The organism is Cellulomonas sp. P4_A2 (assembly GCF_056402515.1).
The window spans coordinates 1-23088 of sequence record NZ_JBFUHG010000018.1 but is presented as its reverse complement, the minus strand read 5'-3'; the positions used below and the strand labels follow the sequence as shown (position 1 = coordinate 23088).

Annotated in this window: 24 protein-coding genes; 20 read left to right on the top strand and 4 right to left on the bottom strand. The window is 72.5% G+C overall.

Going from position 1 to position 23088, the window contains the following annotated elements:
* Positions 1-96 precede the first annotated feature (96 nt).
* The 7 genes from ruvA to AC1DUE_RS15760 all read left to right on the top strand — a co-directional run bounded on the left by ruvA (position 97) and on the right by AC1DUE_RS15760 (position 8399).
* Positions 97-711 carry a Holliday junction branch migration protein RuvA gene (gene ruvA, locus AC1DUE_RS15790; protein WP_477040366.1) on the top strand — a complete coding sequence of 205 codons (615 nt, stop codon included), beginning with the start codon at positions 97-99 and terminating at the stop codon, positions 709-711.
* Positions 704-1762, top strand: a complete 1059-nt coding sequence (ruvB, locus tag AC1DUE_RS15785; protein WP_477040365.1) for a Holliday junction branch migration DNA helicase RuvB — start codon at positions 704-706, stop codon at positions 1760-1762. Before ruvA ends, ruvB begins: the two co-directional genes overlap by 8 nt.
* A 159-nt stretch (positions 1763-1921) precedes the next feature.
* Positions 1922-2335: a preprotein translocase subunit YajC gene (yajC, locus tag AC1DUE_RS15780; protein WP_477040364.1), complete on the top strand. Its 414-nt coding sequence runs from the start codon at positions 1922-1924 to the stop codon at positions 2333-2335.
* A gap of 84 nt (positions 2336-2419) precedes the next feature.
* Positions 2420-4297 carry a protein translocase subunit SecD gene (gene secD / locus AC1DUE_RS15775; RefSeq protein ID WP_477040363.1) on the top strand — a complete coding sequence of 626 codons (1878 nt, stop codon included), beginning with the start codon at positions 2420-2422 and terminating at the stop codon, positions 4295-4297.
* A complete protein-coding gene (gene secF / locus AC1DUE_RS15770) occupies positions 4297-5403 on the top strand; it encodes a protein translocase subunit SecF (protein ID WP_477040362.1) in 1107 nt (368 codons plus the stop codon). The genes secD and secF overlap by 1 nt, the downstream gene beginning before the upstream one ends.
* An 83-nt stretch (positions 5404-5486) precedes the next feature.
* A complete protein-coding gene (locus AC1DUE_RS15765; protein WP_477040361.1) occupies positions 5487-6005 on the top strand; it encodes an adenine phosphoribosyltransferase in 519 nt (172 codons plus the stop codon).
* Between the two features lie 69 nt (positions 6006-6074).
* Entirely contained in the window at positions 6075-8399 is a 2325-nt protein-coding gene (locus tag AC1DUE_RS15760; RefSeq protein ID WP_477040360.1) for a RelA/SpoT family protein, read from the top strand.
* Here AC1DUE_RS15760 and AC1DUE_RS15755 read toward each other — a convergent pair.
* The 3 genes from AC1DUE_RS15755 to AC1DUE_RS15745 all read right to left on the bottom strand — a co-directional run bounded on the left by AC1DUE_RS15755 (position 8386) and on the right by AC1DUE_RS15745 (position 11873).
* Positions 8386-8973, bottom strand: a complete 588-nt coding sequence (locus AC1DUE_RS15755; protein WP_477040359.1) for a hypothetical protein — start codon at positions 8971-8973, stop codon at positions 8386-8388. The genes AC1DUE_RS15760 and AC1DUE_RS15755 overlap by 14 nt on opposite strands.
* Positions 8974-9105: 132 nt before the next feature.
* Positions 9106-11115 carry a DUF349 domain-containing protein gene (locus tag AC1DUE_RS15750; RefSeq protein WP_477040358.1) on the bottom strand — a complete coding sequence of 670 codons (2010 nt, stop codon included), beginning with the start codon at positions 11113-11115 and terminating at the stop codon, positions 9106-9108.
* A complete protein-coding gene (locus AC1DUE_RS15745; RefSeq protein WP_477040357.1) occupies positions 11112-11873 on the bottom strand; it encodes a peptidylprolyl isomerase in 762 nt (253 codons plus the stop codon). Before AC1DUE_RS15745 ends, AC1DUE_RS15750 begins: the two co-directional genes overlap by 4 nt.
* Before the next feature lie 147 nt (positions 11874-12020).
* Here AC1DUE_RS15745 and AC1DUE_RS15740 point away from each other — a divergent pair, with 147 nt between their 5' ends.
* Both AC1DUE_RS15740 and hisS read left to right on the top strand, forming a co-directional pair.
* Positions 12021-12737, top strand: a complete 717-nt coding sequence (locus AC1DUE_RS15740; protein WP_477040356.1) for an MBL fold metallo-hydrolase — start codon at positions 12021-12023, stop codon at positions 12735-12737.
* Positions 12738-12760: 23 nt separating this feature from the next.
* Complete coding sequence (hisS, locus tag AC1DUE_RS15735; RefSeq protein WP_477040355.1) at positions 12761-14113, top strand: histidine--tRNA ligase; 1353 nt, start codon at positions 12761-12763, stop codon at positions 14111-14113.
* On the opposite strand, the gene AC1DUE_RS15730 is transcribed toward hisS, so the two are convergent.
* Positions 14106-14627, bottom strand: coding sequence for a TspO/MBR family protein (locus tag AC1DUE_RS15730; protein ID WP_477040354.1), 522 nt, complete (start codon positions 14625-14627; stop codon positions 14106-14108). The genes hisS and AC1DUE_RS15730 overlap by 8 nt on opposite strands.
* An 80-nt stretch (positions 14628-14707) precedes the next feature.
* Here AC1DUE_RS15730 and AC1DUE_RS15725 point away from each other — a divergent pair, with 80 nt between their 5' ends.
* The 11 genes from AC1DUE_RS15725 to AC1DUE_RS15675 all read left to right on the top strand — a co-directional run.
* Positions 14708-15778 (top strand): Rv2578c family radical SAM protein, encoded by a 1071-nt coding sequence (locus AC1DUE_RS15725; protein WP_477040353.1) that lies wholly within the window; start codon positions 14708-14710, stop codon positions 15776-15778.
* A 197-nt stretch (positions 15779-15975) separates the two neighbouring features.
* Positions 15976-16707, top strand: a complete 732-nt coding sequence (locus tag AC1DUE_RS15720; protein ID WP_477040352.1) for an SAF domain-containing protein — start codon at positions 15976-15978, stop codon at positions 16705-16707.
* 1 nt (position 16708) lies between these two features.
* A complete protein-coding gene (locus tag AC1DUE_RS15715; protein WP_477040351.1) occupies positions 16709-17485 on the top strand; it encodes a CpaE/TadZ family protein in 777 nt (258 codons plus the stop codon).
* A 33-nt stretch (positions 17486-17518) separates the two neighbouring features.
* Positions 17519-18829: a CpaF family protein gene (locus tag AC1DUE_RS15710; RefSeq protein ID WP_477040350.1), complete on the top strand. Its 1311-nt coding sequence runs from the start codon at positions 17519-17521 to the stop codon at positions 18827-18829.
* A 5-nt stretch (positions 18830-18834) separates the two neighbouring features.
* Positions 18835-19686: a type II secretion system F family protein gene (locus AC1DUE_RS15705; protein WP_477040349.1), complete on the top strand. Its 852-nt coding sequence runs from the start codon at positions 18835-18837 to the stop codon at positions 19684-19686.
* On the top strand, positions 19683-20606 hold the full coding sequence (locus AC1DUE_RS15700; protein ID WP_477040348.1) for a type II secretion system F family protein: 924 nt from the start codon (positions 19683-19685) through the stop codon (positions 20604-20606). Before AC1DUE_RS15705 ends, AC1DUE_RS15700 begins: the two co-directional genes overlap by 4 nt.
* 54 nt (positions 20607-20660) lie before the next feature.
* The gene (locus AC1DUE_RS15695) at positions 20661-20900 is read left to right on the top strand and encodes a hypothetical protein (protein ID WP_477040347.1); all 240 of its coding nucleotides are present in this window, start codon (positions 20661-20663) and stop codon (positions 20898-20900) included.
* Positions 20897-21337: a TadE family protein gene (locus AC1DUE_RS15690; RefSeq protein WP_477040346.1), complete on the top strand. Its 441-nt coding sequence runs from the start codon at positions 20897-20899 to the stop codon at positions 21335-21337. The genes AC1DUE_RS15695 and AC1DUE_RS15690 overlap by 4 nt, the downstream gene beginning before the upstream one ends.
* Positions 21334-21750 (top strand): TadE/TadG family type IV pilus assembly protein, encoded by a 417-nt coding sequence (locus AC1DUE_RS15685; RefSeq protein ID WP_477040345.1) that lies wholly within the window; start codon positions 21334-21336, stop codon positions 21748-21750. Before AC1DUE_RS15690 ends, AC1DUE_RS15685 begins: the two co-directional genes overlap by 4 nt.
* Positions 21747-22193, top strand: coding sequence for a TadE/TadG family type IV pilus assembly protein (locus AC1DUE_RS15680; protein WP_477040344.1), 447 nt, complete (start codon positions 21747-21749; stop codon positions 22191-22193). The genes AC1DUE_RS15685 and AC1DUE_RS15680 overlap by 4 nt, the downstream gene beginning before the upstream one ends.
* The coding region (locus AC1DUE_RS15675) for a LysM peptidoglycan-binding domain-containing protein (protein WP_477040343.1) at positions 22190-23088 on the top strand (899 nt) is incomplete at its 3' end. The genes AC1DUE_RS15680 and AC1DUE_RS15675, both read left to right, overlap by 4 nt.

Sequence of the window (23088 nt, the reverse complement as noted above, 5' to 3'; positions counted from 1 at the left end):
CGACGCGTGCGCGCGTCGCGTGTCACTCGTACACCTGTTCGTCTGCGTGTGCCAGCATGTGCGCATGCGCAACGTCGTTCGTGAGGGAGGTGCCCGGTGATCGCCTCGGTCCACGGCACGGTGCAGGCGGTACGGCTCGACGCGGCCGTCGTCGAGGTCGGCGGCGTGGGTCTCCTGGTGCACGCGACGCCCGCCACGCTCGCCGGCCTGCGGGTCGGCTCGTCGGCGCAGCTCGCCACCTCGCTGCTCGTGCGCGAGGACGCGCTCACGCTGTTCGGGTTCGCCGACACGGACGAGCGCGAGGTGTTCGAGATCGTGCAGACCGTCAGCGGCGTCGGGCCGCGGCTCGCCCTGGCCATGCTCGCGGTGCACACGCCCGACGGCCTTCGCCGCGCGGTCCTCGACGAGGACTTCAAGGCGCTGCAGCGCGTACCCGGGATCGGCCTCAAGGGCGCCCAGCGGATCGTGCTCGAGCTCAAGGACCGGATCGGGGTGCCGGCTCCCGTGGCGTCGGCGGCCCCGGCGCGGGCCGTCCCGGGCGACCGCCGCGACATGGTCGTGGAGGCGCTCGTCGGGCTCGGCTGGACCGCCCGCGCCGCAGGGGACGCCGTCTCGACCGTGCTCGAGGGCTCGGAGGGGCCGATCGGCGAGGACGAGGTCGCTGGGGTCCTGCGCGCCGCGCTGCGGACGCTGGGCGGTGGGCATGCCTGACGACGACGAGGAGATGGTCACCGAGCGGTTCGGGGCCGAGTCGCTGGTCCGCCCGGCGGCCGACGACATCGAGCGTGCCGCCGAGGCGGCGCTGCGACCGCGGAACCTCGACGAGTTCGTCGGCCAGCGCGTGGTGCGCGACCAGCTGTCCCTGGTCCTCCAGGCCGCGAAGGCGCGGGGCCGGGCACCCGACCACGTCCTGCTGTCCGGGCCGCCCGGGCTCGGCAAGACCACGCTCGCCATGATCATCGCCGCCGAGCTGGCCGCGTCGCTGCGCGTCACGAGCGGGCCGGCCATCCAGCACGCCGGCGACCTCGCCGCGGTCCTGTCGTCGCTGGAGGAGGGCGAGGTCCTCTTCATCGACGAGATCCACCGCCTGGCGCGTCCCGCCGAGGAGCTCCTCTACGTGGCGATGGAGGACTTCCGCGTCGACGTGATCGTCGGCAAGGGCGCGGGTGCGAGCGCGATCCCGTTGGCGCTGCCGCCGTTCACGGTCGTCGGTGCGACGACCCGGGCCGGCCTGCTGCCGGCACCGCTGCGCGACCGGTTCGGCTTCACCGGGCACCTCGACTTCTACGCCACCGACGAGCTGGAGCGAGTGCTCCTGAGGTCGGCAGGGCTGCTCGGGGTCCCGCTGGAGCACGAGGCGGCCGCCGAGATCGCGTCCCGGTCGCGGGGGACACCTCGCATCTCGAACCGGCTGCTGCGCCGGGTCCGCGACTGGGCGGAGATCCGCGGCGACGGGACGCTCAGCCTGTCGGCCGCCAGGTCGGCGCTCGAGGTCTACGAGGTCGACGAGCTCGGCCTGGACCGCCTGGATCGCGCGGTGCTCACGGCGCTGTGCACGCGGTTCGGCGGGGGACCGGTCGGGCTCACCACGCTCGCGGTGGCGGTCGGCGAGGAGCCCGAGACGGTCGAGACTGTCGCCGAGCCGTTCCTCGTGCGCGAGGGGCTGGTCGGCCGGACGCCCCGCGGCCGCGTCGCGCTCCCCGCGGCCTGGACGCATCTCGGCCTCGACGTCCCGCACACGGCGGGGACGCTCTTCGGCTAGGTTCAGTCGGCCCGGGCGTCGCGTCCGGGCCGTTCTAGCCCGTTCCAGCCCGGGAATCCGGCGAAAGTCGGAACCTCTGTCCGTGGTCGTGCGTTGGAGCGGCGAGCCGCTGCGCCTAGACTGCGGGCGGACACGTCACCCTGATCGGAGCTCGTAGCTGTGGACCCCCTCTTCTTCATCATCATCCTCGCCGTGGCCGGCCTGCTGTTCATGTCGAGCCGGACGAGGAAGCAGCAGCGCTCCGCCATGGAGTTCCGCAACAACCTGGTGCCCGGCGACGAGGTCATGACGCACTCGGGCCTGCTGGGCACGGTCGTGGATGTCGAGGACGACGTCATCACGCTCGAGTCCGCCCCGGGCAGCCGGAGCCGCTGGATCCGCGCCGCGATCTCCAAGAAGATCGAGCCTCCCGTCGACGAGGTCGAGGACGAGTCCGACGAGGACGAGGACTCCGACGACACGGTGTCCGACGTCGACCAGCTCGACGACGCCGACGACACGGTGATCGACGTGCCCGACGACCTGTCCTCGCTTCCCCCTGCTCGCAAGGACGGGGACGCAGACAAGCAGTAACGCCTTCGGTCCGGGCGACGATGCCCGGACCTTGACCCCACCCGCTGCTCCCGCCGCGGGTGCGCGCACGAGAGAAGAACTCCGTTGGCTCCTCCTACCCGCCGCCGCAGGCCCGTCCGCACGCTGGTCACGCTCGGCATCATCATCGCCGCGCTCTTCGCGACCATCGCCGCCGGCGTCAAGTGGTCCGATGCCTCGTGGACGCCGAACCTCGCCCTCGACCTCGAGGGCGGCACGCAGATCATCCTGACCCCGGTCGCGACCGACGGTGAGGACCTCCCCAAGGGGACGATCGACCAGGCGATCGGGGTGATCCGCCAGCGCGTCGACTCCTCGGGTGTCGCCGAGGCCGAGATCACGAGCCAGGGCAACAACATCGTCGTCTCCCTGCCGGGCCACCCGAGCGAGGAGACGCTCAAGCTCGTCCGGACGTCCGCGCAGATGGAGTTCCGCCCGGTCCTCGTCCAGGGCGCACCGACGCCGACGACGACCGAGCCGACCCCCTCGTCGACGATCCCGGCCAACGGTGTCGAGGCGGCCGCGCCGGACCCCACGCCGACGCCCGAGGACGCGGAGCCGTCCGACGAGCCGACAAAGGCCGCCCCGGACAGCCCGAGCGACGCCGCGTACTACGTCACCCCGAAGGTCCAGGCCGACTACGACGCGTTGGACTGCACCGACCCCGCCAACCGCAAGGGCGGCGTCCCGGGTGACCCCGACAAGGCCGTCGTCACCTGCGACCAGGACGGAACCGCCAAGTACATCCTGGGCCCGGTCGAGATCGAGGGCGCCCGGATCAGTGGCGCCAACTCCGGCCTGGAGCAGCTCCCGAGCGGCGGCACGGGCAACGAGTGGGTCGTCAACATCACGTTCGACTCCAAGGGCACCGACCAGTTCACCGACGTGACCACGCGCCTGCAGGCCCAGACGTCGCCGCTGAACCAGTTCGCGATGGTGCTCGACGGCCTCGTGATCTCGGCGCCGAGCCTCGCGCCCGGCGTCGTCATCTCGGACGGCCGCGCGGTGATCTCCGGATCGTTCACGCGTGAGTCGGCCGCGAGCCTGGCCAACCAGCTGAACTTCGGTTCGCTGCCGCTGACGTTCAAGGTCCAGAGCGAGGCGCAGATCTCGGCGACGCTCGGGTCCGAGCAGCTGCGGATGGGCCTCATCGCCGGCCTCATCGGCCTGATCCTGGTCGTCGTCTACTCGATGTTCCAGTACCGCGCGCTGGGCCTGGTCACGGTGTTCTCGCTCGTGGTCTCGGCGACGGTCACGTACGCGGTGATCACGCTGCTCTCGTGGCTCTACGGCTACCGGCTCTCGCTGCCCGGTGTCGCCGGTCTGATCGTGGCCATCGGTATCACCGCCGACTCGTTCATCGTCTACTTCGAACGCATCCGCGACGAGCTCCGCGAGGGTCGCACCCTCGTCGCCTCCGTCGAGCGTGGCTGGGAGCGTGCGCGCCGCACGATCCTGGCGTCCGACGCCGTCAACCTCCTCGCGGCGAGCGTGCTCTACGTCCTCGCTGTCGGCGGCGTGAAGGGCTTCGCGTTCACCCTCGGTCTGACGACGCTCATCGACATCCTCGTCGTCTTCATGTTCACCCACCCGGTCATGGAGCTCCTGTCGAAGACCAAGTTCTTCGGCCAGGGCCACGTCCTGTCGGGCCTGGACCCGAGGCGGCTCGGCGTCCCGACCACCCGCTACGCCGGTCGTGGCCGGGTCGTCACCGTGACGTCGTCGGACTCTGACGTCCAGGACGCGCCCGAGAAGCCCAGCACGGCGGACTCCGGGTCCCGCGTTCCGGTCACCGTCGGTGCGCCGAACGAGTCGGGCCTGACCATCGCCGAGCGTCGTGCGGCCGCGAAGAAGGCGGCGGCCGAGCCGACCGACGCCCCCGTGGACAGCCCGCCGCAGGAGTCCGAGCCCGAGTCCGGGCGCACCGAGGGGAACGAGCACTGATGGCCGCCGGATTCGCCCAGTGGGGCAACGACCTCTACACCGGTCGTCGCTCGTACAACATCGTCGGCCGCCGCAAGATCTGGTTCACGATCTCCACGATCCTCGTCATCCTGTCGGCGATCTTCCTGATCAAGCCGGGCCTCAACCCCGGCATCGACTTCCGCGGCGGCTCGGAGTTCGTCGTCGCGGGCGTGTCCGACAAGGACCAGCAGCTCGCCATCGACACGGTGCTGTCGGTCGCGCCCGACGAGGAGCCGCGCGTCACCACCGTCGGTGCGGACAGCATGCGGATCCAGACCTCGACGCTCGACAACGCGCAGGTCGAGGAGGTCAAGGCCGCGCTGGCCGAGGCCTACAACGTGCCGGTCGAGAACGTCACGAGCTCCTTCATCGGGCCGTCCTGGGGCAAGGACATCTCGCAGAAGGCCATCATCGGCATCCTCGTGTTCCTGCTCCTGGTCACCGTCGTCATGACCGTGTACTTCAGGAACTGGCGCATGGCCCTCGCCGCGCTGATCGCGCTGTTCCACGACCTGATCATCACGGTCGGCGTCTACGCGGCGGTCGGCTGGGAGGTCACGCCGGCGACGGTGATCGGCTTCCTGACGATCCTCGGGTACTCGATCTACGACACGGTCGTCGTGTTCGACAAGGTGCGCGAGAACACGGCGGACACGCTCGAGCAGTCGCGCTGGACCTACGCCGAGAAGGCCAACCTGGCCGTCAACCAGACGCTGGTCCGGTCGATCAACACCTCGGTCGTCGCCCTCCTGCCCGTCGCCGCGATCCTCTTCGTCGGGGCTGTCGTCCTCGGCGCGGGCACGCTGCGTGACATCGCGCTCGCCCTCTTCGTCGGCATGCTCATCGGCACGTTCTCGTCGATCTTCCTGGCGACGCCGTTCGAGGTCGTGCTGCGACAGCGGGAGCCCGCGATCAAGGCGCACACCGCCAAGATCCTCGCGGTGCGCGCCGCGGCGGCCGGCGGGACCACGGAGGACGGCGAGCTCGCGCTCTCCGGCCCCACCTACGTGCCGGCAGGCGCGCTCAAGGCCGGTTCGCACCAGGGCGTGGCGGCCCAGCCGAAGCGCCGCCCGACCAAGAAGTGACCCAGCCCGACACCGCTTCGAACCCGACAGGGGCGTCCTCGGACGCCCCTGTCGGGCGTGCCGGCCGGCGCGACCGCGCGGCCGTGCTGCGTCGCGTCGACGAGCTCGTCCGGCTCGTGCCGGACTACCCCGAGCCCGGGATCCTGTTCCGGGACATCACGCCGCTGCTCGCCGACGCCGACGCCTTCGCGGCGGTCGTCGATGCGATCGCGTCCGCCGTCGAGGGACCCGTTGACCTCGTCGCGGGGATGGAGGCACGCGGGTTCCTGTTCGCCTCGCCGGTCGCGCTCGCCCTGGGCGCGGGCGTGCTGCCCGTCCGCAAGGCCGGCAAGCTGCCCGGACCGACCGCGTCCCAGTCGTACGCGCTCGAGTACGGGACCGCCACGATCGAGGTCCACCCGGACACCATCCCGGCCGGCGCGCGCGTCCTCGTCATCGACGACGTCCTCGCCACCGGGGGCACCGCGGCCGCAACCGTCGAGCTCCTCGAGCGGTGCGGTGCGGTCGTCGTCGGGCTCTCGTTCCTCGTGGAGCTCGAGGCGCTGAACGGGCGTGACCTGCTCGGCGGCCGGCCGATCGACGTGCTGGTCACGGTCCCCTGAGGAGCGCGTGGTGCGTTTCCTGTGCTCCCGCGGTCGTAGACTGACGCCTCGACCGAGGGAGGGGGTGCGATGACAGAAGACGTCCGCACGCCCGCGACCGGCGTCGACGGTGTGTCCGACGCCCAGCCCGGCTCGCCCTCGGGTCGGATGCGCTCCAGGCTCGGGCGGTTCGGCGCGCGCAACGGTGCGACGTTCCCTGCCCTCGAGCCCGTGCTCCAGGCCGCGCGCACCAACCACCCGAAGGCCGACCTCGCGGTCGTCGAGCAGGCGTACGTCGTCGCCGAGAAGGCGCACCGCGGCCAGCTGCGCAAGAGCGGCGACCCGTACATCACGCACCCCGTCGCCGTCGCGACGATCCTGGCCGAGCTCGGCATGACCCCGTCCACCCTGGCTGCGGCGCTCATGCACGACACGGTCGAGGACACCGACTACTCGCTGGACCAGCTGCGCCGCGAGTTCGGGCCCGAGATCGCGATGCTCGTCGACGGTGTGACCAAGCTCGACAAGGTCACCTACGGCGACGCGGCGCAGGCCGAGACGGTCCGCAAGATGGTCGTGGCGATGTCCCGCGACATCCGCGTCCTGGTCATCAAGCTCGCCGACCGCCTGCACAACGCCCGCACCTGGAAGTTCGTCGCGGCCGCCTCGGCCGAGAAGAAGGCCCGCGAGACGCTCGAGATCTACGCGCCGCTGGCTCACCGGCTCGGCATGAACACGATCAAGTGGGAGCTCGAGGACCTCTCGTTCGCGACGCTCTACCCCAAGGTCTACGACGAGATCGTGCACCTGGTCGCCGAGCGTGCGCCGGCCCGCGAGGAGTACCTGGCGACCGTCCGCGAGCAGGTCGGCGCCGACCTGGGCAAGGCCAAGATCAAGGCGACGGTCACCGGCCGGCCGAAGCACTACTACTCGATCTACCAGAAGATGATCGTTCGCGGCCGCGACTTCGCCGACATCTACGACCTCGTCGGCGTCCGCGTCCTGGTCGACACGGTGCGCGACTGCTACGCCGCCCTCGGTGCGCTGCATGCGCGATGGAACCCGGTCCCCGGCCGGTTCAAGGACTACATCGCGATGCCGAAGTTCAACCTCTACCAGTCGCTGCACACCACGGTGATCGGGCCTGAGGGCAAGCCGGTCGAGATCCAGATCCGCACGCACGACATGCACCGTCGGGCCGAGTACGGCGTCGCCGCGCACTGGAAGTACAAGGAGAGCGCCAAGGGCGCCGTCCCCGACGCCTCCGGCAACGACATGCAGTGGCTGCGGCAGCTGGTGGACTGGCAGAAGGAGACCGCCGACCCCAGCGAGTTCCTCGACTCGCTGCGGTTCGAGATCGCCGGCTCCGAGGTCTACGTGTTCACGCCCAAGGGCGACGTCATCGGACTCCCGTCCGGGTCGACGCCCGTCGACTTCGCCTATGCGGTGCACACCGAGGTCGGTCACCGCACGATGGGCGCGCGGGTCAACGGCCGGCTCGTCCCGCTCGACTCGTCGCTCGAGAACGGGGACGTCGTCGACGTCTTCACGTCGAAGTCGGAGACCGCCGGCCCGTCGCGCGACTGGCTCGGGTTCGTCAAGAGCCCGCGCGCCCGCAACAAGATCCGCCAGTGGTTCTCCAAGGAGCGCCGCGAAGAGGCCATCGAGCACGGCAAGGACGCCATCGCCAAGGCGATGCGCAAGCAGAACCTGCCGATCCAACGCCTGCTCTCGCACGAGTCGCTCGTCGCCGTCGCCAACGAGATGCGCTACGCCGACGTCTCGTCGCTCTACGCGGCGATCGGCGAGGGCCAGGTCTCGGCCGCGACCGTCGTCCAGCGCCTCGTGCAGTCGATGGGCGGGGAGACCGCCAACGAGGAGGACCTCGCCGAGGTCGCCCGGCCCGGTTCGACGCAGCGCCGGGTCCGCACCGGCGACCCCGGCGTCATCGTCAAGGGCGTCGACGACATCTGGGTCAAGCTGGCCAAGTGTTGTACGCCGGTGCCCGGGGACGACATCGTCGGCTTCGTGACCCGTGGCGCCGGCGTCAGCGTGCACCGCTCCGACTGCATCAACGTCGCCAGCCTCCGGGCCGAGCCCGAGCGCATGGTCGACGTCCAGTGGAGCCAGACGAGCTCCTCGCTCTTCCTCGTGCAGATCCAGGTCGAGGCGCTCGACCGCAGCAGGCTCCTCTCCGACGTCACCCGCGTGCTCTCCGACTCGCACGTGAACATCCTCTCGGCGTCCGTGTCGACCTCCCGGGACCGCGTCGCCCTCTCGCGCTTCGTGTTCGAGATGGCTGAGCCGTCGCACCTGGCGTCCGTGCTGGCCGCGGTGCGCAAGGTCGAGGGCGTCTTCGACGTCTACCGCGTCACCGGCGCCAAGTCCGCCGACGGCCCGGTCACCCGCGCCTGACCGCAGCGCGCGGCTCCTCGACGCGACGCAGGACGTCTCTCGCACCCAAGATCCCTCGGTGCCCGGCCAGGCGTCCGAGCTGCGTCAGTCCGTGTGCCGGGTCGAACCCCGCCGCGAGCAGCGGCTCGAGCAGCCGCAGGGCCTGACCGGGCGGTAGGTGCCGGCAGATGTCCAGCCCGGTGCGCTGCACGGTGGTCGCCCGGACGGCTCCGACCTGGACCACGTCGCCCGCCTCGAACGTCGCCTCCGCCGTCGTCCGCAACGGGTCGGGCTCTGCCCGCCGCGCGCGCGACGCCACCAGCACGTCGACCCTGCGCGGGGCGAACCGGCCCGTGTGCAGCCAGACCGCCGTCTGGCGACCGACGACCCCTCGGGCCGGCACGAGCTCCGCGATCGCGACCGAGCGGCGCTCGGGCGTCTCGTCGAGGTCCGCCGCGATCGCCACCTCACCCCACAGCGGGCGGATGACGCCGTCGTCGAGCAGCCTCCACCAGGCCGCCGCGCCGACGTCGGACCGGCGGAAGGTCTCCGGAAGCACCAGGGGGCGCGAGCGGTACGGGGCAAGCACGTCCATCCGACGAGCATCCCGGCTCGACGCTCCTGACGGGGCCGGACGGGCTGCCTGTGGACGGGTGGGAAGCAACCACGAACGACGCAGGGACCGGGCCACTCGGGCCCGGTCCCTGCGTCGATGGCGAGCGGAGCGTCAGCCGCGCGCGTCCTGAGCCGCGCGCTGGACCTGCTCCAACCACGCCCGCCGTGCGTCGAGGGCGGCCTGCGCGTCGGCGATCTTGCGCGCGTCACCGGCGGCCTTCGCCTTCGCGAGGTCGGCCTCGAGGCCGGCGATCGCCTGCTCGAGCTGAGCCGCGGCTCCCTCGGCACGCGCACGCGTCTCGGGGTTGGTGCGACGCCACTGTGCCTGGTCGGTGTCGCGCACGGCCGCCTCGACGGCACGCAGACGGGCCTCGATCCGCTGGACGTCGCCGCGCGGCACCTTGCCGGCAGCCTCCCAGCGGTCCTGGATCCGGTTCAGCGTCTGCTTGGCCGCCGCCAGGTTGGTGACCGGCAGGAGCGCCTCGGCCTCGGCCAGCAGCGCCTCCTTGACCTCGAGGTTCGCGCGGAACTCCTCGTCGGTCGCGGCCGACTGGGCGTCGCGCGCGGCGAAGAACGCGTCCTGCGCGGCACGGAACCGGGCCCACAGGGCGTCGTCGTCGGCGCGGCTGGCACGGCCCGCGGCCTTCCACTGGACCATGAGGTCCCGGAACACGCCCGCGGTCGCCCCCCAGTCGGTGCTCGACTGCAGGCGCTCGGCCTCGGCGACCAGCGACTCCTTGACCTGCTTGGCCGACGCGTTGCGGGTCTCGAGCTCGGCGAAGAAGTGCCGACGCTCGCGGTCGAACGTCGTCCGCGCGTGGCTGAACCGCTTCCAGAGGGCTTCTTCGGTCGGGCGGTCGAGGCGCGGGCCGGAGCGCTGTGCTTCCTTCCACTGGTCGAGCAGCGTGCGCAGCTGCTCGCCCGCGGGGCGCCACTGGATCCGCGACGGGTCGGTGCCGGCGATCTTCTCCGCCTGCTCGACGATCTGGGTGCGCGCGACGACCGCGGCCTCGCGGGCCGCAGCGCGCTCCGCCTCGGCGACCGCGCGACGCTCGGCGGCGGTGGCGCGCAGGGCCTCGAGGCGGGCGCGGAGCCCGTCCAGGTCGCCCACGGCCGCCGGCTCGGCGAGCTCCTCGGTCAGCTTGGCCAGCGTCTGGTCGATCTCCTTGACCGACAGGTCGGCGGCACCGAGGCGGGCCTCGAAGAGCGCCACCTTGGCCTGCAGGTCCAGGAACCGCCGCACGTAGAGCGCGAGGGCGTCGTCCTTCGTCGCACCCGGGAACTGCCCGACGACGCGCTCACCGGCGGCCTCGCGGACCGACACGGTGCCTTCGTCGTCGACGCTGCCGAACGTCGCCGCGATAGCGGCCTCGGCGGCGTCCTGCGGGGGCGCGACCGGGGCGGGGGCTGCCGCCGTCGACGCGGAGGGTGCCGGGTGGGCCGGCGGGTGGGGGACCGGCCGCGGACGCGGGCTGGGCCGCGGCGCGGGCGTCGGCCGGGGGGCAGGGGCAGCGGACCCCTCGACGACGACCGCGACGGAGTCGACGGACGTGATGTCGTCGGCGACGACCTCTCCGTCGACCAGGACGGTCTCCTCGACCACGACCGTGTCCTCGACGACCTCGCCGTCCTCGATCACGGTGACCTCGTCGACGACCACGACGTCCTCGACCACGGCCCCGTCGACCACGGTGACCTCGTCGGCCACGACGACCTCGTCGGTGACCGTGACCTCGTCGGCCACGACCTCTCCGTCGACGACCAGGGTCTCCTCGACCACCTCGGCGGTCTCGACGACGTCGCCGTCCTCGACCACCGCGACCTCGTCGACCACGACGACGTCCTCGACCACGTCACCGTCGACGACGGCGACCGCGTCGGTCACGGTCTCGTCGACGACGACCACGGCATCGTCGGCGACCGCATCGTCGGCTTCGTCGGCGACCGCGTCGACGATGTCCTCGACGACGACCTCCTCGGCCACGGCCCCCTCGTCGAGGGCCTCGGGAGCGTCAGGAGCGTCGGACACGACGGCCGCCTCGGTCGGCGCGTCGACGGCTTCGCCCCCGGAGGGAACCTCCGCGTCGTCGGGCACGGGACCGGGCGTCGGGGTCTGCGTCACTGGATGTTCACTCCCTCGATGATGACGTCGGACACCGGGGCCTCGGACCCCTCGACGGTGCCTGCGTCGGCGATGGCCTTGAGCACGTCCAGGCCGGACGTGACGTGGCCGAACACGGTGTAGCCGCCCGCGGAGTCCGCGGGAATCTTTGAGTCCTCGTACACCAGGAAGAACTGGCTGCCCATGGAGGAGCCGTCGCCGCCCTGGCGGGCCATGGCGATGGTGCCGGCCGGGTAGATGTCGTCGGCGGGCGCGTTCTCGATCGGGCCCCAGGAGTAGCCCGGGCCGCCCATGCCGGTGCCCTCGGGGTCGCCGCACTGGAGCACGTAGATGCCGTCGGTGGTGAGGCGGTGGCACTTGGTCTTGTCGAAGAAGCCCTGGCCGGCGAGCGTCACGAAGTTCGCGACGGCCTGCGGCGCGGCGGCGCCGTCCAGCTCGATCCCGATGTCGCCCTGCGTCAGCGAGAGCTGTCCGGTCCACGTGCGGGCCTGCGCGAGCGACGGGTCGGGCACCTGCGCGGCGTTGTCGCTGGGGGCGGGCGTCTCGGACGAGGCGGGGGAGGTCGGCGACGCGCTGGGCGTGCCGTCGTCGTTGTTCAGGACGATGAGACCGGCTGCCGAGATCACCAGGACGATGGCGGCGACGATGCTCCCGACGATCCAGCGCTGGCGCGTCTTGCGGGCCCGTGCCTTGGCCTGACGCTCCTGCCACTTCTCGTACCGGCGACGCTCGTACTCGCGCTCGCGCTTGATGGTCACGCCTACTCCTCGCATCGTTGTGCGTCGACGACAGGCACCTCACCTGCCGCACTGCACGAAGCAACCCGGGACAGTCTAGGCAAGGCGGGGGCGCCCTCCGCCATCTGAGCCACACGCCGGGACGTCGGTCGCGTTACGGTGCGTCGCATGCAGGTCATCACGGTCGTCGCCCCGGTGTTCGGCGCGCGCTGCAGCGTCCTTGTCCACGACGACGGTTCGTGCGTCGTCATCGACGCCGGGGCGGGGGTCGCCGACGACGTCGTGGACCTCGTCGCGACGCGCGGCCTGCGTCCGACGGCCGTCCTGGCGACGCACGGCCACGTCGACCACACCTGGCACGCGGCCCGCCTCTCGGAGGCTTTCGACGTGCCCGTCGTGCTGCACGCGGCCGACGCCTACCGGCTCGCCGACCCGTTCGGGACGCTGGGCGTCCTCGGCCACGCGGTCCACGACCCGAGCGGCCCGCTGGCGCAGGCGCTGGCCGCGGCGGGGCTCGATCCGACCACCTACCGGGCACCGGCCCGCATCGAGACGTTCGGCGCCGCGGCCGACCCGCGCAGCCCGGACGTGACGCTCGAGCTCGGCGGTCTGCGGATCGTCGCGCGGCACGCACCCGGCCACACCGAGGGGTCCACGCTCTACCTGGTCGAGATGGAGGAGGACCGGCTCGCGTTCACCGGCGACGTCCTGTTCGCGGGCACGATCGGCCGCACGGACCTGCCGGGCGGCGACCACGAGACCATGCAGCAGACCCTTCGCGAGGTGGTCGCGCTGCTCGCACCTGAGACGGTCGTGGTCCCCGGGCACGGTCCGACCAGCACGATCGCGTCCGAGCTCGCGCACAACCCGTTCTTGCAGCCCTGAACCGTCTGGAAAGATCAGGCCCCATGGCCCGCCCCACCCCGTTGTCCGGATTCCCCGAGTGGCTGCCCGACGGGCGCCTCGTCGAGCAGCACGTCCTCGACGTCCTGCGCCGCACCTTCGAGCTCCACGGGTTCGCGGGGATCGAGACGCGAGCCGTCGAGCCGCTCGACCAGCTGCTGCGCAAGGGGGAGACCTCCAAGGAGGTCTACGTCCTGAGCCGGCTGCAGGAGGAGGAGCTCGACCGGACCGCCGGACTGGGCCTGCACTTCGACCTGACGGTGCCCTTCGCGCGCTACGTGCTGGAGAACGCCGGTCACCTCGCCTTCCCGTTCCGCCGCTACCAGATCCAGAAGGTCTGGCGGGGCGAGCGCCCCCAGGACGGCCGCTTCCGCGAGTTCGTGCAGGCTGACATCGACGTCGTCGGCGCCGGCGAGCTGCCGTACCACTACGAGGTCGAGCTGCCGCTCGTGATGGCGGCGGCGCTGGGCGCGCTCCAGGAGATCGGCGTCCCGCCGGTGCGGATCCTGGTGAACAACCGCAAGGTCGCCGAGGGCTTCTACCGCGGCCTCGGGCTGGACGACGTCGAGGCGGTCCTGCGCAGCATCGACAAGCTGGACAAGATCGGCGCCGACAAGGTGGCGGCCCTGCTCGTCGCCGAGGCGGGTGCCGACGAGGCGCAGGCCCGGGCGTGCCTGGCGCTGGCCGCCATCCACGGGAGCGACGAGGGCGTGATCGACGCGGTCCGCGACCTCGCCACCGCGCACGGCGTGAGCAACGACCTTCTCGACGAGGGGCTCGCGGAGCTCGGCGCACTGATCCGCGCGGCGTCCGTGCGGGCCCCCGGCGTCGTCGTCGCGGACCTCAAGATCGCGCGCGGGCTCGACTACTACACGGGCTCGGTCTACGAGACGGTCCTCGTCGGCCACGAGCAGCTCGGCTCGATCTGCTCGGGCGGTCGCTACGACACGCTCGCCTCCGACGGCGCCACCACCTACCCGGGCGTCGGCCTGTCGATCGGTGTCTCGCGCCTGGTGTCCCGGCTGCTCGGCGCCGGGCTCGTGCGGGCGACGCGGTCCGTGCCGAGCGCCGTCTTGGTCGCGGTCGGCACCGAGGAGGCACGGGAGCGTTCCGACGAGGTCGCGGCCCTGCTGCGGTCGCGGGGCATCCCGGTGGAGGTGGCACCGAGCGCGGCCAAGTTCGGCAAGCAGATCCGCCACGCCGACCGCCGGGGGATCCCGTTCGTGTGGTTCCTCGGTGCCGACGGCGGACCGGACCAGGTCAAGGACATCCGCTCGGGCGACCAGGTCGACGCCGACGCCTCCGTCTGGACGCCCGCCGACGACGATCTGTGGCCCCGGGTCGTGCCCGTCAGTTGAGCACCGCGATGCCCAGGTTGAGCGTCGTGGCGAACAGCACCCAGGTGATGTAGGGCCCGAGCAGCCACGACGCGACCTTCGAGTGCCGCCAGAACGCCACGGCCGTGGCGATCAGCACCGCGTCGAGCGCGACGATGATCGCCAGCGCGACCCAGACGAGCCGGCCGCTGAAGAACACCGGGGTCCACGCCGCGTTGAGGGCCAGCTGGAGGATGTAGAGCGTCAGGGCGTTGCGCGCAGGCGCCCAGCCGCCGCGACGCCACACCAACCAGGCCGCGACCGCCATGAGCACGTACAGGACGCTCCAGGCGGGTGCGAACACGCCGTTCGGCGGGGTCCACGCCACCTTGTCGGCGTCGGCGTACCAGCCGTCGACGGCGTCCGCGGTGGACAGGCCGCCCAGGGCCCCGACCGCGACGTTCACCGCGACGAGCAGGACCAGGACGAGCACGCTCCCGACCCCGCGCTGGGGGTGCTCGGTCGCACTGCGCTCCGCGAGCTGCGTCGTCTCCATCCGACGAGGTTCCGGGAGACGGGGCGCGCCGGCAACCGCAGACGGTTGACACCCGTTAGAACACGTGTTCGACTGGACGCATGCGATGGGACGGGCAGAAGCTGGCGGCCGACGACGCCGCGCTGCCGGGTCTCGCGCTCTCCGGGCTCGTGCGCAGCGTCCGGACGCCGGAGTTCGCCGGGGTCACGTTCCACGAGGTCACCTGCAAGAGCGCCCTCAACAAGGTGCCTGAGGCGTCGCGCATGCCGTTCCGCTGGACGGTCAACCCGACGCGTGGGTGCCTGCACGCCTGCACCTACTGCTTCGCCCGCCCGACCCACGAGTACCTCGATCTGGACGCCGGTCGCGACTTCGAGACGCAGATCGTCGTCAAGACGAACGTGGTGGACGTGCTCAAGGCCGAGCTGGGCAGGCCGTCGTGGCGGCGCGAGCCGGTCGCACTAGGCACCAACACCGACCCGTACCAACGCGTCGAGGGCCGGTACCGCTTCATGCCCGGGATCATCGAGGCGCTCGTGCGTTCGGGGACGCCCCTGTCCATCCTTACCAAGGGCACGCTGCTGCGACGCGACCTCGCGCAGCTCGCCGAGGCGTCGACCCACGTCCCGGTCGGCATCGGGATCTCGCTCGCGGTCGGGGACGAGGCGCTCCAGCAGGCGGTGGAACCCGGGACGCCGACGCCCAGGGCGCGCCTCGAGCTGGTCCGGGCCGTGCGCGAGGCGGGGCTGCCGTGCGGGGTCATGGTCGCGCCCGTGATGCCCTGGCTGACGGACGACCGCGCGCACCTCGACGACCTGCTGGCCAAGCTTGCCGATGCGGGTGCGACGGGGGTCACCGTCCTTCCCCTCCACCTGCGGGGCGCGGTCAAGCCGCTGTTCCTCGCCTGGCTGGCCGAGCACGCGCCGGGGCTGGTGCGCCGGTACGAGGCGCTGTACGGGCGGGGGGCGTACGTGCCCCACGAGTACGCGCGCTGGCTCGACGCGCGCGTCCGGCCGCTGCTGGTCCGGCACGGTTTCGCCGACCCGGCCGGTCACCGGGCGGGCCGGACGGGCGGTGCACGGGAGGGTTCCTACCCCTCCGGGAGCATGTCGTCCGGCGAGATGCCCGTGCTCGAGCCCACGGTCGGCTCAGCCCAGCCGGTCCTGTTCTGAACTCGCTGGTCAGCGGCGGTACGCGCCTCTCGCACGGCGTCGGAGACGGCTCCCGAGCGGGGCGTGGAGCCCCTCGTCCAGATGGGTGACAGAGCATCCGCCGGTCGGTGACGACCGGCGATGTCCGAAGTGTCGCCTTATAGTTCACACGTCCCGGCGACCGTCGGACGGATCGACGCGAGGTGTGACACGACCAGATGAGCAGCTCCACCGGCGCGCCTTCGCGCGACACCGTCAACGACCGCCGACGCGCCCGCGAGGAGCGCGGCCTGGCTCCCGCCGCACAGCGCGGCGACCGCCTGCCGCCCCCGCCGCGCGAGCGGCGGCCCGCGCTGGCCGTCCTGGCCGTGCTCCTGATCGTCGGTGGCGCCGCGCTCGCCGGGCTGCTCGCGCTGCGGGCCGACAACCGGGTGGACGTGCTCGTCGTGGCTCGCGACGTGCCGGCCGGCAAGCAGCTGACGGCGGAGGACCTCACCAGCACGCCGGTCGCGTCCGAGGGCACGATCCTCGTCCCGGCCGCCTCCAAGGACGCCGTCGTCGGCCAGTACACCCGGGTCGCGCTCACGAAGAAGCAGCTCCTGGACGCGTCGATGATCAGCGAGACGCCGTGGATCCCGGAGGGCGACGTCGCCGTGGGAGCCGCCATCGGTGCGGGCCGCATGCCCGCCAACGGCCTGTTCGCGGGCGACCTCGTGCAGCTGGTCGCGGTCGGCGACGCGGCGACGGGCGGCGCCGGCTCGGTGATCGTGGACCAGGCGCGCGTCAGCTCGACGCGGACGAGCGACTCCGGTGGCATGTCGTCGAGCACCACGTTCGTGACGTTCAACGTGTCGGGCAGCGACGCACCTGACGTCGCGGCGGTCGCGGCGGCGGGCGACCTCGCCGTCGTCCTGCTGTCCCGCGGCGTCCCGCTGGACCAGGACAGCTGACGTGCTCATCGCACTGGCCTCCGCCAAGGGTGCTCCGGGCGTCACGACGACCGCGCGCGTGCTCGCGTCGATCTGGCCCAGCGACTCCATCCTCGTCGATGCCGATCCCGCCGGCGGGGACACGGCGCTGCTGTCCCGGTCGCCCGCGCACGAGCCGCTGGACCCGGAACGCGGACTGCTGTCGCTGGCGGTCGCGGCGCGCCGCGGCACCGATCAGGCTCCGGTCGGACCGCACCTGCAGCTGACCGACGGCGGGCTGGACGTGCTGTGCGGCGTCAACCGTCCGGAGCAGGTCGCCGGCATGGGACCGGTCTGGACGACGATCGGCGAGATCCTCGTCCGCCAGCCCGGTGCCGTGGTCGCCGACGTGGGCCGGCTCGCCGTCGGCAGCCCGGTGACACCGCTGGTCACGGCCGCGGACGTGCTCCTGTTCGTCGTCCGTCCGCAGGTCGAGGCGTACGCGCACCTGCGCGAGCGGCTCGCCTGGACCGACTGGCTCGCGTCGAACGGCGGAGGTCCTCCCGTCGGCGTGCTGATCGTCGCGGACGCCAAGGACCGCCGAGCGGCTCCCGAGCTCGAGAGCCTGCTGGCGCACAGCGGCCTGACCAACCCGGTGCTGGGCGTCGTGGCCCACGACGAGCGCGCCGCCGCCGTGCTGGGCGGCCGCCTCGACCGGGCGATCGACCGCTCGCTGCTGGTCCGGTCGGCCCGCCAGCTCGTGGAGCCGATCCGCGGGCTCGCGTCCATGCGGGCCACCGTGCGGACAGGAACGGCGTGACCGACGCCGACGGACACCAGGGGGTGAACCACCATGCTTGACCAGGCACTCGTGCGCAGGTTGCGCGAAGAGGTCGCCGACGTCCTGGCGCGCCAGCGTCGGGAGGACGCCGCGACGGGGCTGCCGCCCATGTCGGCCGAGGACGAGCGACAGTTCGCCCGCGCCGTCATCGGCCGCGTGCTCGACGCGCACGCCCGTTCGGAGATCTCGTCGGCCCGCACCCCTCCGACCCCTGCCGAGGAGGAGGAGATCGCGGCAGGCATCCACGCCGCGCTCTACGGCGTCGGTCGTCTGCAGCCGCTGCTCGACGACCTGCAGATCGAGAACATCGACATCAACGGCTATGACAACGTGTTCGTGCAGTACGCGGACGGGCGTGAGGAGCGCGGTCAGCCGATCGCCGACTCGGACGACGAGCTGGTCGAGCTCGTGCAGGTGCTCGGCGCGTACTCGGGCCTGTCGAGCCGCTCGTTCGACTCCGCGAACCCGCAGCTCGACCTGCGCCTGCCGGACGGGAGCCGGCTCTCGGCCGTCATGGACGTCTGCGCGAGGCCCTCGATCTCGATCCGGCGCGCGCGGCTCTCTCGCGTGCACCTCGACGACCTCGTGCGGTTCGGCTCCGTCTCGACCGACGTCGCCGGCTTCCTGTCGGCCGCGGTGCGGGCGCGCAAGAACGTCATGATCGCGGGCGCGACGAACGCGGGGAAGACGACCCTCCTGCGCGCGCTCGCGAACGAGATCCCGCCCGGGGAGCGCCTCATCACGGTCGAGCGCGCGCTCGAGCTGGGCCTGGGGGAGTTCCCCGACCTGCACCCGAACGTCGTCGCGTTCGAGGAGCGGCTGCCCAACTCCGAGGGCCACGGTCGGATCGCGATGGCCGAGCTCGTGCGCCGCAGCCTGCGCATGAACCCGAGCCGTGTCATCGTCGGCGAGGTCCTGGGCGACGAGATCGTCACCATGCTCAACGCGATGAGCCAGGGCAACGACGGCTCGCTGTCGACGATCCACGCGAACAGCTCCATCGAGGTGTTCAACCGCATCTCGACCTACGCGATCCAGTCCGCCGAGCGGCTGCCGATCGAGGCCACGATGATGCTCATCGCCGGGGCCATCGACTTCGTCGTGTTCGTGCAGAAGCACAACGACTACCAGCAGGGCGGGCGCCTCCGTCGCTACGTGGCGAGCATCCGTGAGATCAACGGCGTCGACGGCCGCGTGCTGTCGAGCGAGGTGTTCGCGCCCGGGGTGGACGGGGTCGCCCGGGCCGCGGCGCCGATCGCGTGCCTCGACGAGCTCGTCGCCGTGGGCTACGTCCCCGGCTTCGCCGACGTCGGGAGGAGATGACCGGCATGCCCGCACCGTCCACGCTCCTGATCATCCTGCTCGGCGCCGTCGTCGGCGCCGGCGTGGTCCTGCTCGTCGTCGCGCTGCGGCCGCGGGAGCGCGCGCCGAAGGTCGTCGCGTCCGGTCCGGGCCTCGTGCAGCGGATGGGCCGGCGCACGCTGATCGCGATCGGCGTGGGTCTGCTGGTGCTCGTCCTCACGCGCTGGCCCGTCGCCGCGCTCGCCTCGGCCGCGCTCGTCGTCGCCGCGCCCGCGCTGCTCGGCGGCGCGAAGGCGGAGCGCCAGGCGATGGCCCGGCTCGAGGGCCTGGCCACGTGGACGGAGTCGCTGCGCGACACGATCGCCGGGGCCGTCGGGCTCGAGCAGGCGATCCCCGCGACCGCCTATGCCGCGGCGCCCTCGATCCGGCCGCAGCTCCAGCTGCTCGTGGACCGCCTCCGGGTGCGCACGCCGTTGCCCGTCGCGCTGCGCCGGCTCGCCGACGACCTGGACGACCCCAGCGCGGACCTCATCGTGGCCGCCCTGGTCCTGAACGCCAAGCTGCGAGGGCCCGGCCTGCGGCAGGTGCTCTCGTCGCTCGCGGACTCCGCCCGCGCCGAGCTGGAGATGCGGCAGCGCGTGACGGCCGCCCGCGCGGCCACCCGACGGTCGTCGCAGATCGTGATCATCTTCTCGATCTTCGTGATCGCGGCGATCACGTTCCTCAGCCCGAACTTCGTCGAGCCGTACGGCTCGCCGCTCGGCCAGGTGGTCCTGCTCGTCGTCGTCGCGTGCTTCGCCGGCGGGTTCCTGTGGATGAAGAGGCTGTCGGGCATCGACACGCCCGCGCGGTTCCTCGTCGTGACGGAGGACCGATGATCGGCGCGATGCTGGCCGGCGCAATCGTGGGCCTCGGCGTGCTGCTGATGGTCCTCGCGTTCGCGCCGCCGGCCACCAACCGGCCCGGCGCCACGTTGGCCCGGATCGACCTCGAGCGCTCGGAGCAGCGGCAGCGCGCGGGCATCCTCGCCATCGACCCGCGCGCCGCGTCGGGTTCGCGGTGGATGCACGACCTGGGGCGGCGGACCGCGACGTCGCTCGCTCGCTCCGGCGTGCAGCTCGGCCAGCTGCGGTCGGACCTCGCCGTCCTGGGTCGTCCGCTCGACGTCCACCTTGCCGTGACGATCGTCTCGGGGGTCGTCGGCCTGTTCGTGCCGATCGTGCTGGGGACGGTGCTCTTCGCCGTCGGCGCGCCGATCTCGCTGGCTCTGCCCCTGATCGTGAGCCTGCTGATCGCCCTGCTGGCGGCGTCGGTGCCGACGCTCGCCGTGACGGGTCAGGCGCGCAACGCCCGTCGCGACTTCCGGCACGTCGTCGGGTCGTTCCTCGACCTGGTCGCCATGAGCCTCGCAGGCGGCCGCGGGGTGCCGGAGGCGCTGCAGAGCGCCTCCGAGCTCAGCGACGGCTGGGCGATGGTGCGCATCCGCGACGCGCTCGGTGCCGCGCGTCTGCGCGGTCAGACGCCGTGGTCGGCGCTGGGCGCGCTGGGGGAGGAGCTCCGCATCGACGAGCTGCGCGACCTGGCGGCCTCGTTGGCCCTCGTCGCGGAGGACGGCGCCCGCGTTCGCGAGTCGCTCGCGGCGCGGGCCGACTCGATGCGCCGCCGCGAGCTCGCCGACTCCGAGGGCCGGGCCGGCGAGAGCTCGCAGTCCATGCTCGTCGCGCAGCTGCTGCTGTGCGTCGGGTTCCTCATCTTCCTCATGTACCCGGCGCTGGTCGGTGTGCTCGGAGGGCTCTGACCTGCACGCTCGCCCCTATCCCGTCCCTGACGGCAGAAGGAAGGATCTGGACGAATGAACAACCTGGCAACCCCGTGGGGGTTCCTCTACCTGGAGCTGCGGCGCCGGTTCGACCGCGCGCGCAGCGCTCCCGACCTCGGCGCCTCGGCGATCGAGTGGGTCATCATCACCGGCGTGCTCGTCGCGATCGCCGCGGCGGTCGGCCTGGTGATCTACAACTTCGTCAACAACAGCGCGGACAAGCTCGAGGTGCCCGAGCTGCCCGACGGCGGCGGCGGGGTCGGCGGGGCATGACCGCGGCGGCGCGCCCGACACCCCGGCACCTTGGTGCCCGGGGTCGGTTCGCGTCGCCCGACGCCGGATCGTCGGCGATCGAGCTGGTGCTCTACACGCCCCTGCTCATGCTCATCACGTTCCTCGTGGTGCAGTTCGCGCTCAGCTGGTACGGCCAGGAGATCGCCGGCGCGACGGCCCGCGAGGCCGCCCGCGTCGCGCGGGCCGAGGGCGGTACCCCCGAGGCCCTCGACCACGCCGAGGCGCGCGGTCGGGACTACGCCGAGGCCATCGGCAAGGGCACCTTCGTCGACGTCGACGTGGACGTGGTGCTCGTGGACCCCGGCACCGTCAGCGCGACGGTGACCGGCCGGTCGATGGAGATCATCCCCGGCTGGGCGCCCGGGGTGCAGGCCGTGGTGCAGGGTCCGGTCGAGATGTTCAGGCCGGACCAGTGAGCGCGTCCAGGCTCCGGGACGACGAGGGCACGATGGCGGTCGAGATCGTCGTGCTCGTCCCGCTGCTCATGCTGCTGCTCATGCTCGTCGTCGCGTTCGGCCGGCACGTGTCGGCCGAGGGGCAGACGCAGGCAGCCGCGCGCGAGGCCGTGCGCGCCGCGACGCTCGCACGCACTGCCGAGGGCGCCCAGCTGGCCGCGCAGGACGCGCTCGACGCGACCGTCCCGGACACCCTCGAGTGCGAGCCGGTCCTGCTCGACGGCGCGTTCGTCGCCGGCGGCACGCTGACGGTCACGGTCACCTGCGCCATCTCCTACGCCAACCTCGGTGCGCTCGGGCTCCCCGGCTCGACGTCGATCTCGGCGACGAGTTCGGCCCCGCTCGACCTGCACCGGTCCGTGGGGGCGCCGTGAACCGCCGGCTGCGGGGCGACGAGTCCGGGACCGCGTCGGTCTTCGTCATCGGGATCGTCCTGGTCCTGATGGTCGTCGCCGGCCTCGTGGTCGACGGCGGTCGCGCCATCAACGCGCGGGCGGCCCTCGCCGACGACGCGGAGCAGGCGGCCCGCGCCGGGGCCAACGTGCTGGACCTCGACACGCTGCGCGCGACCGGCGACGTCCGGATCGATCCCGCCGGGGCGCGCGACGCCGCCGAGCGCTTCCTGGACGCCCGCGGGTATCGTCCCGACGAGATCGTCTCCATCGAGGCGGACGCGGCGCAGGTGCACGTCGTCCTCACGCGGGTCGTGCCGACGTCGCTCCTCAGCCTCATCATGATCAACGAGTTCACCGTCGACGGTGAGGCGACCGCCCGCGCCGCCGTCGGCATCGTCAACGAGCTCCCGGGAGCACCATGAGCACACGCGTCGACCCCCGACGGTCCCAGCCCGAGCAGAGCGGGCCGGGACGTTTCCAGCCCGCGCCCCCCGCGCCCAGCGGTTCGCGCGCGGGCGCCTTCGGTGCGGCACTCGTGCTGCTCCTGGTCGTGGTCGGCGTGCCCGCGCTGCTGATCGCGCTCGGTGGTGTCCCGGGCCTCCCGAGGTCCTTGCCGACGCGTGACCAGCTCACGGCGACGCTCGGCACCGCGCAGCTCCTGAGCGTGCTCCTGTGGGTCGTCTGGCTGGCGTGGCTGCAGTTCACGGTGTGCGTGATCGTCGAGCTCCGTTCCGCCGTCCGCGGGGTCGGGCTGCCCGCGCGCGTCCCGCTGGCCGGTCCGAGCCAGCGCCTCGCGCGCACGCTCGTCGCGGCGGTCCTGCTGCTGGTCACCGCTGCGGGGCAGGCGACGGCGGCCGCGGCGCCGACCACGGTCGAGCACGTCGGGACGTCGGTCGCGGTCACCTCGACCGCCGTCGCGGGGGAGGTCACGGCGCCGGCGGCGCCCGTGGTGCAGGCCGGTCCCGAGGTCGCACAGGCGGGGACCACCTACCAGCTGGGCGGGGTCGAGCTGAGCCCGGAGCAGGGCGCGGAGCTCGTTGGCAAGCGCGTGTACGTCGTGCACCCGCCGGAGGGTCGGTACCACGACAACCTCTGGGACATCGCCGAGCGGACCATGGGCGACGGTCGCAGGTACCAGGAGATCTACGAGCTCAACAGGTCGCGGGACCAGCCCGACGGTCACGAGCTCTCGCTCGCACGGCTCATCTATCCGAACTGGCTCCTCGTCATGCCCGAGGACGCCGTCGGCGTCGACCGCGTGGTTGCCGTGGCACCCGTCGCGCCCGCCCCGGCCCCTGCCCCCGCGCCTGTCGAGGC

Coding starts and splice junctions, on each gene's coding strand:
- AC1DUE_RS15755 (WP_477040359.1), bottom strand. CDS start 8,973: ATGGACGTGCTTGCCCCGTACCGCTCGCGCCCCCTGGTGCTTCCGGAG.
- AC1DUE_RS15705 (WP_477040349.1), top strand. CDS start 18,835: ATGCCCGCACCGTCCACGCTCCTGATCATCCTGCTCGGCGCCGTCGTC.
- AC1DUE_RS15730 (WP_477040354.1), bottom strand. CDS start 14,627: ATGGAGACGACGCAGCTCGCGGAGCGCAGTGCGACCGAGCACCCCCAG.
- AC1DUE_RS15760 (WP_477040360.1), top strand. CDS start 6,075: ATGACAGAAGACGTCCGCACGCCCGCGACCGGCGTCGACGGTGTGTCC.
- AC1DUE_RS15710 (WP_477040350.1), top strand. CDS start 17,519: ATGCTTGACCAGGCACTCGTGCGCAGGTTGCGCGAAGAGGTCGCCGAC.
- hisS (WP_477040355.1), top strand. CDS start 12,761: ATGGCCCGCCCCACCCCGTTGTCCGGATTCCCCGAGTGGCTGCCCGAC.
- ruvB (WP_477040365.1), top strand. CDS start 704: ATGCCTGACGACGACGAGGAGATGGTCACCGAGCGGTTCGGGGCCGAG.
- secF (WP_477040362.1), top strand. CDS start 4,297: ATGGCCGCCGGATTCGCCCAGTGGGGCAACGACCTCTACACCGGTCGT.
- AC1DUE_RS15725 (WP_477040353.1), top strand. CDS start 14,708: ATGCGATGGGACGGGCAGAAGCTGGCGGCCGACGACGCCGCGCTGCCG.
- AC1DUE_RS15720 (WP_477040352.1), top strand. CDS start 15,976: ATGAGCAGCTCCACCGGCGCGCCTTCGCGCGACACCGTCAACGACCGC.
- AC1DUE_RS15690 (WP_477040346.1), top strand. CDS start 20,897: ATGACCGCGGCGGCGCGCCCGACACCCCGGCACCTTGGTGCCCGGGGT.
- AC1DUE_RS15740 (WP_477040356.1), top strand. CDS start 12,021: ATGCAGGTCATCACGGTCGTCGCCCCGGTGTTCGGCGCGCGCTGCAGC.
- AC1DUE_RS15700 (WP_477040348.1), top strand. CDS start 19,683: ATGATCGGCGCGATGCTGGCCGGCGCAATCGTGGGCCTCGGCGTGCTG.
- AC1DUE_RS15695 (WP_477040347.1), top strand. CDS start 20,661: ATGAACAACCTGGCAACCCCGTGGGGGTTCCTCTACCTGGAGCTGCGG.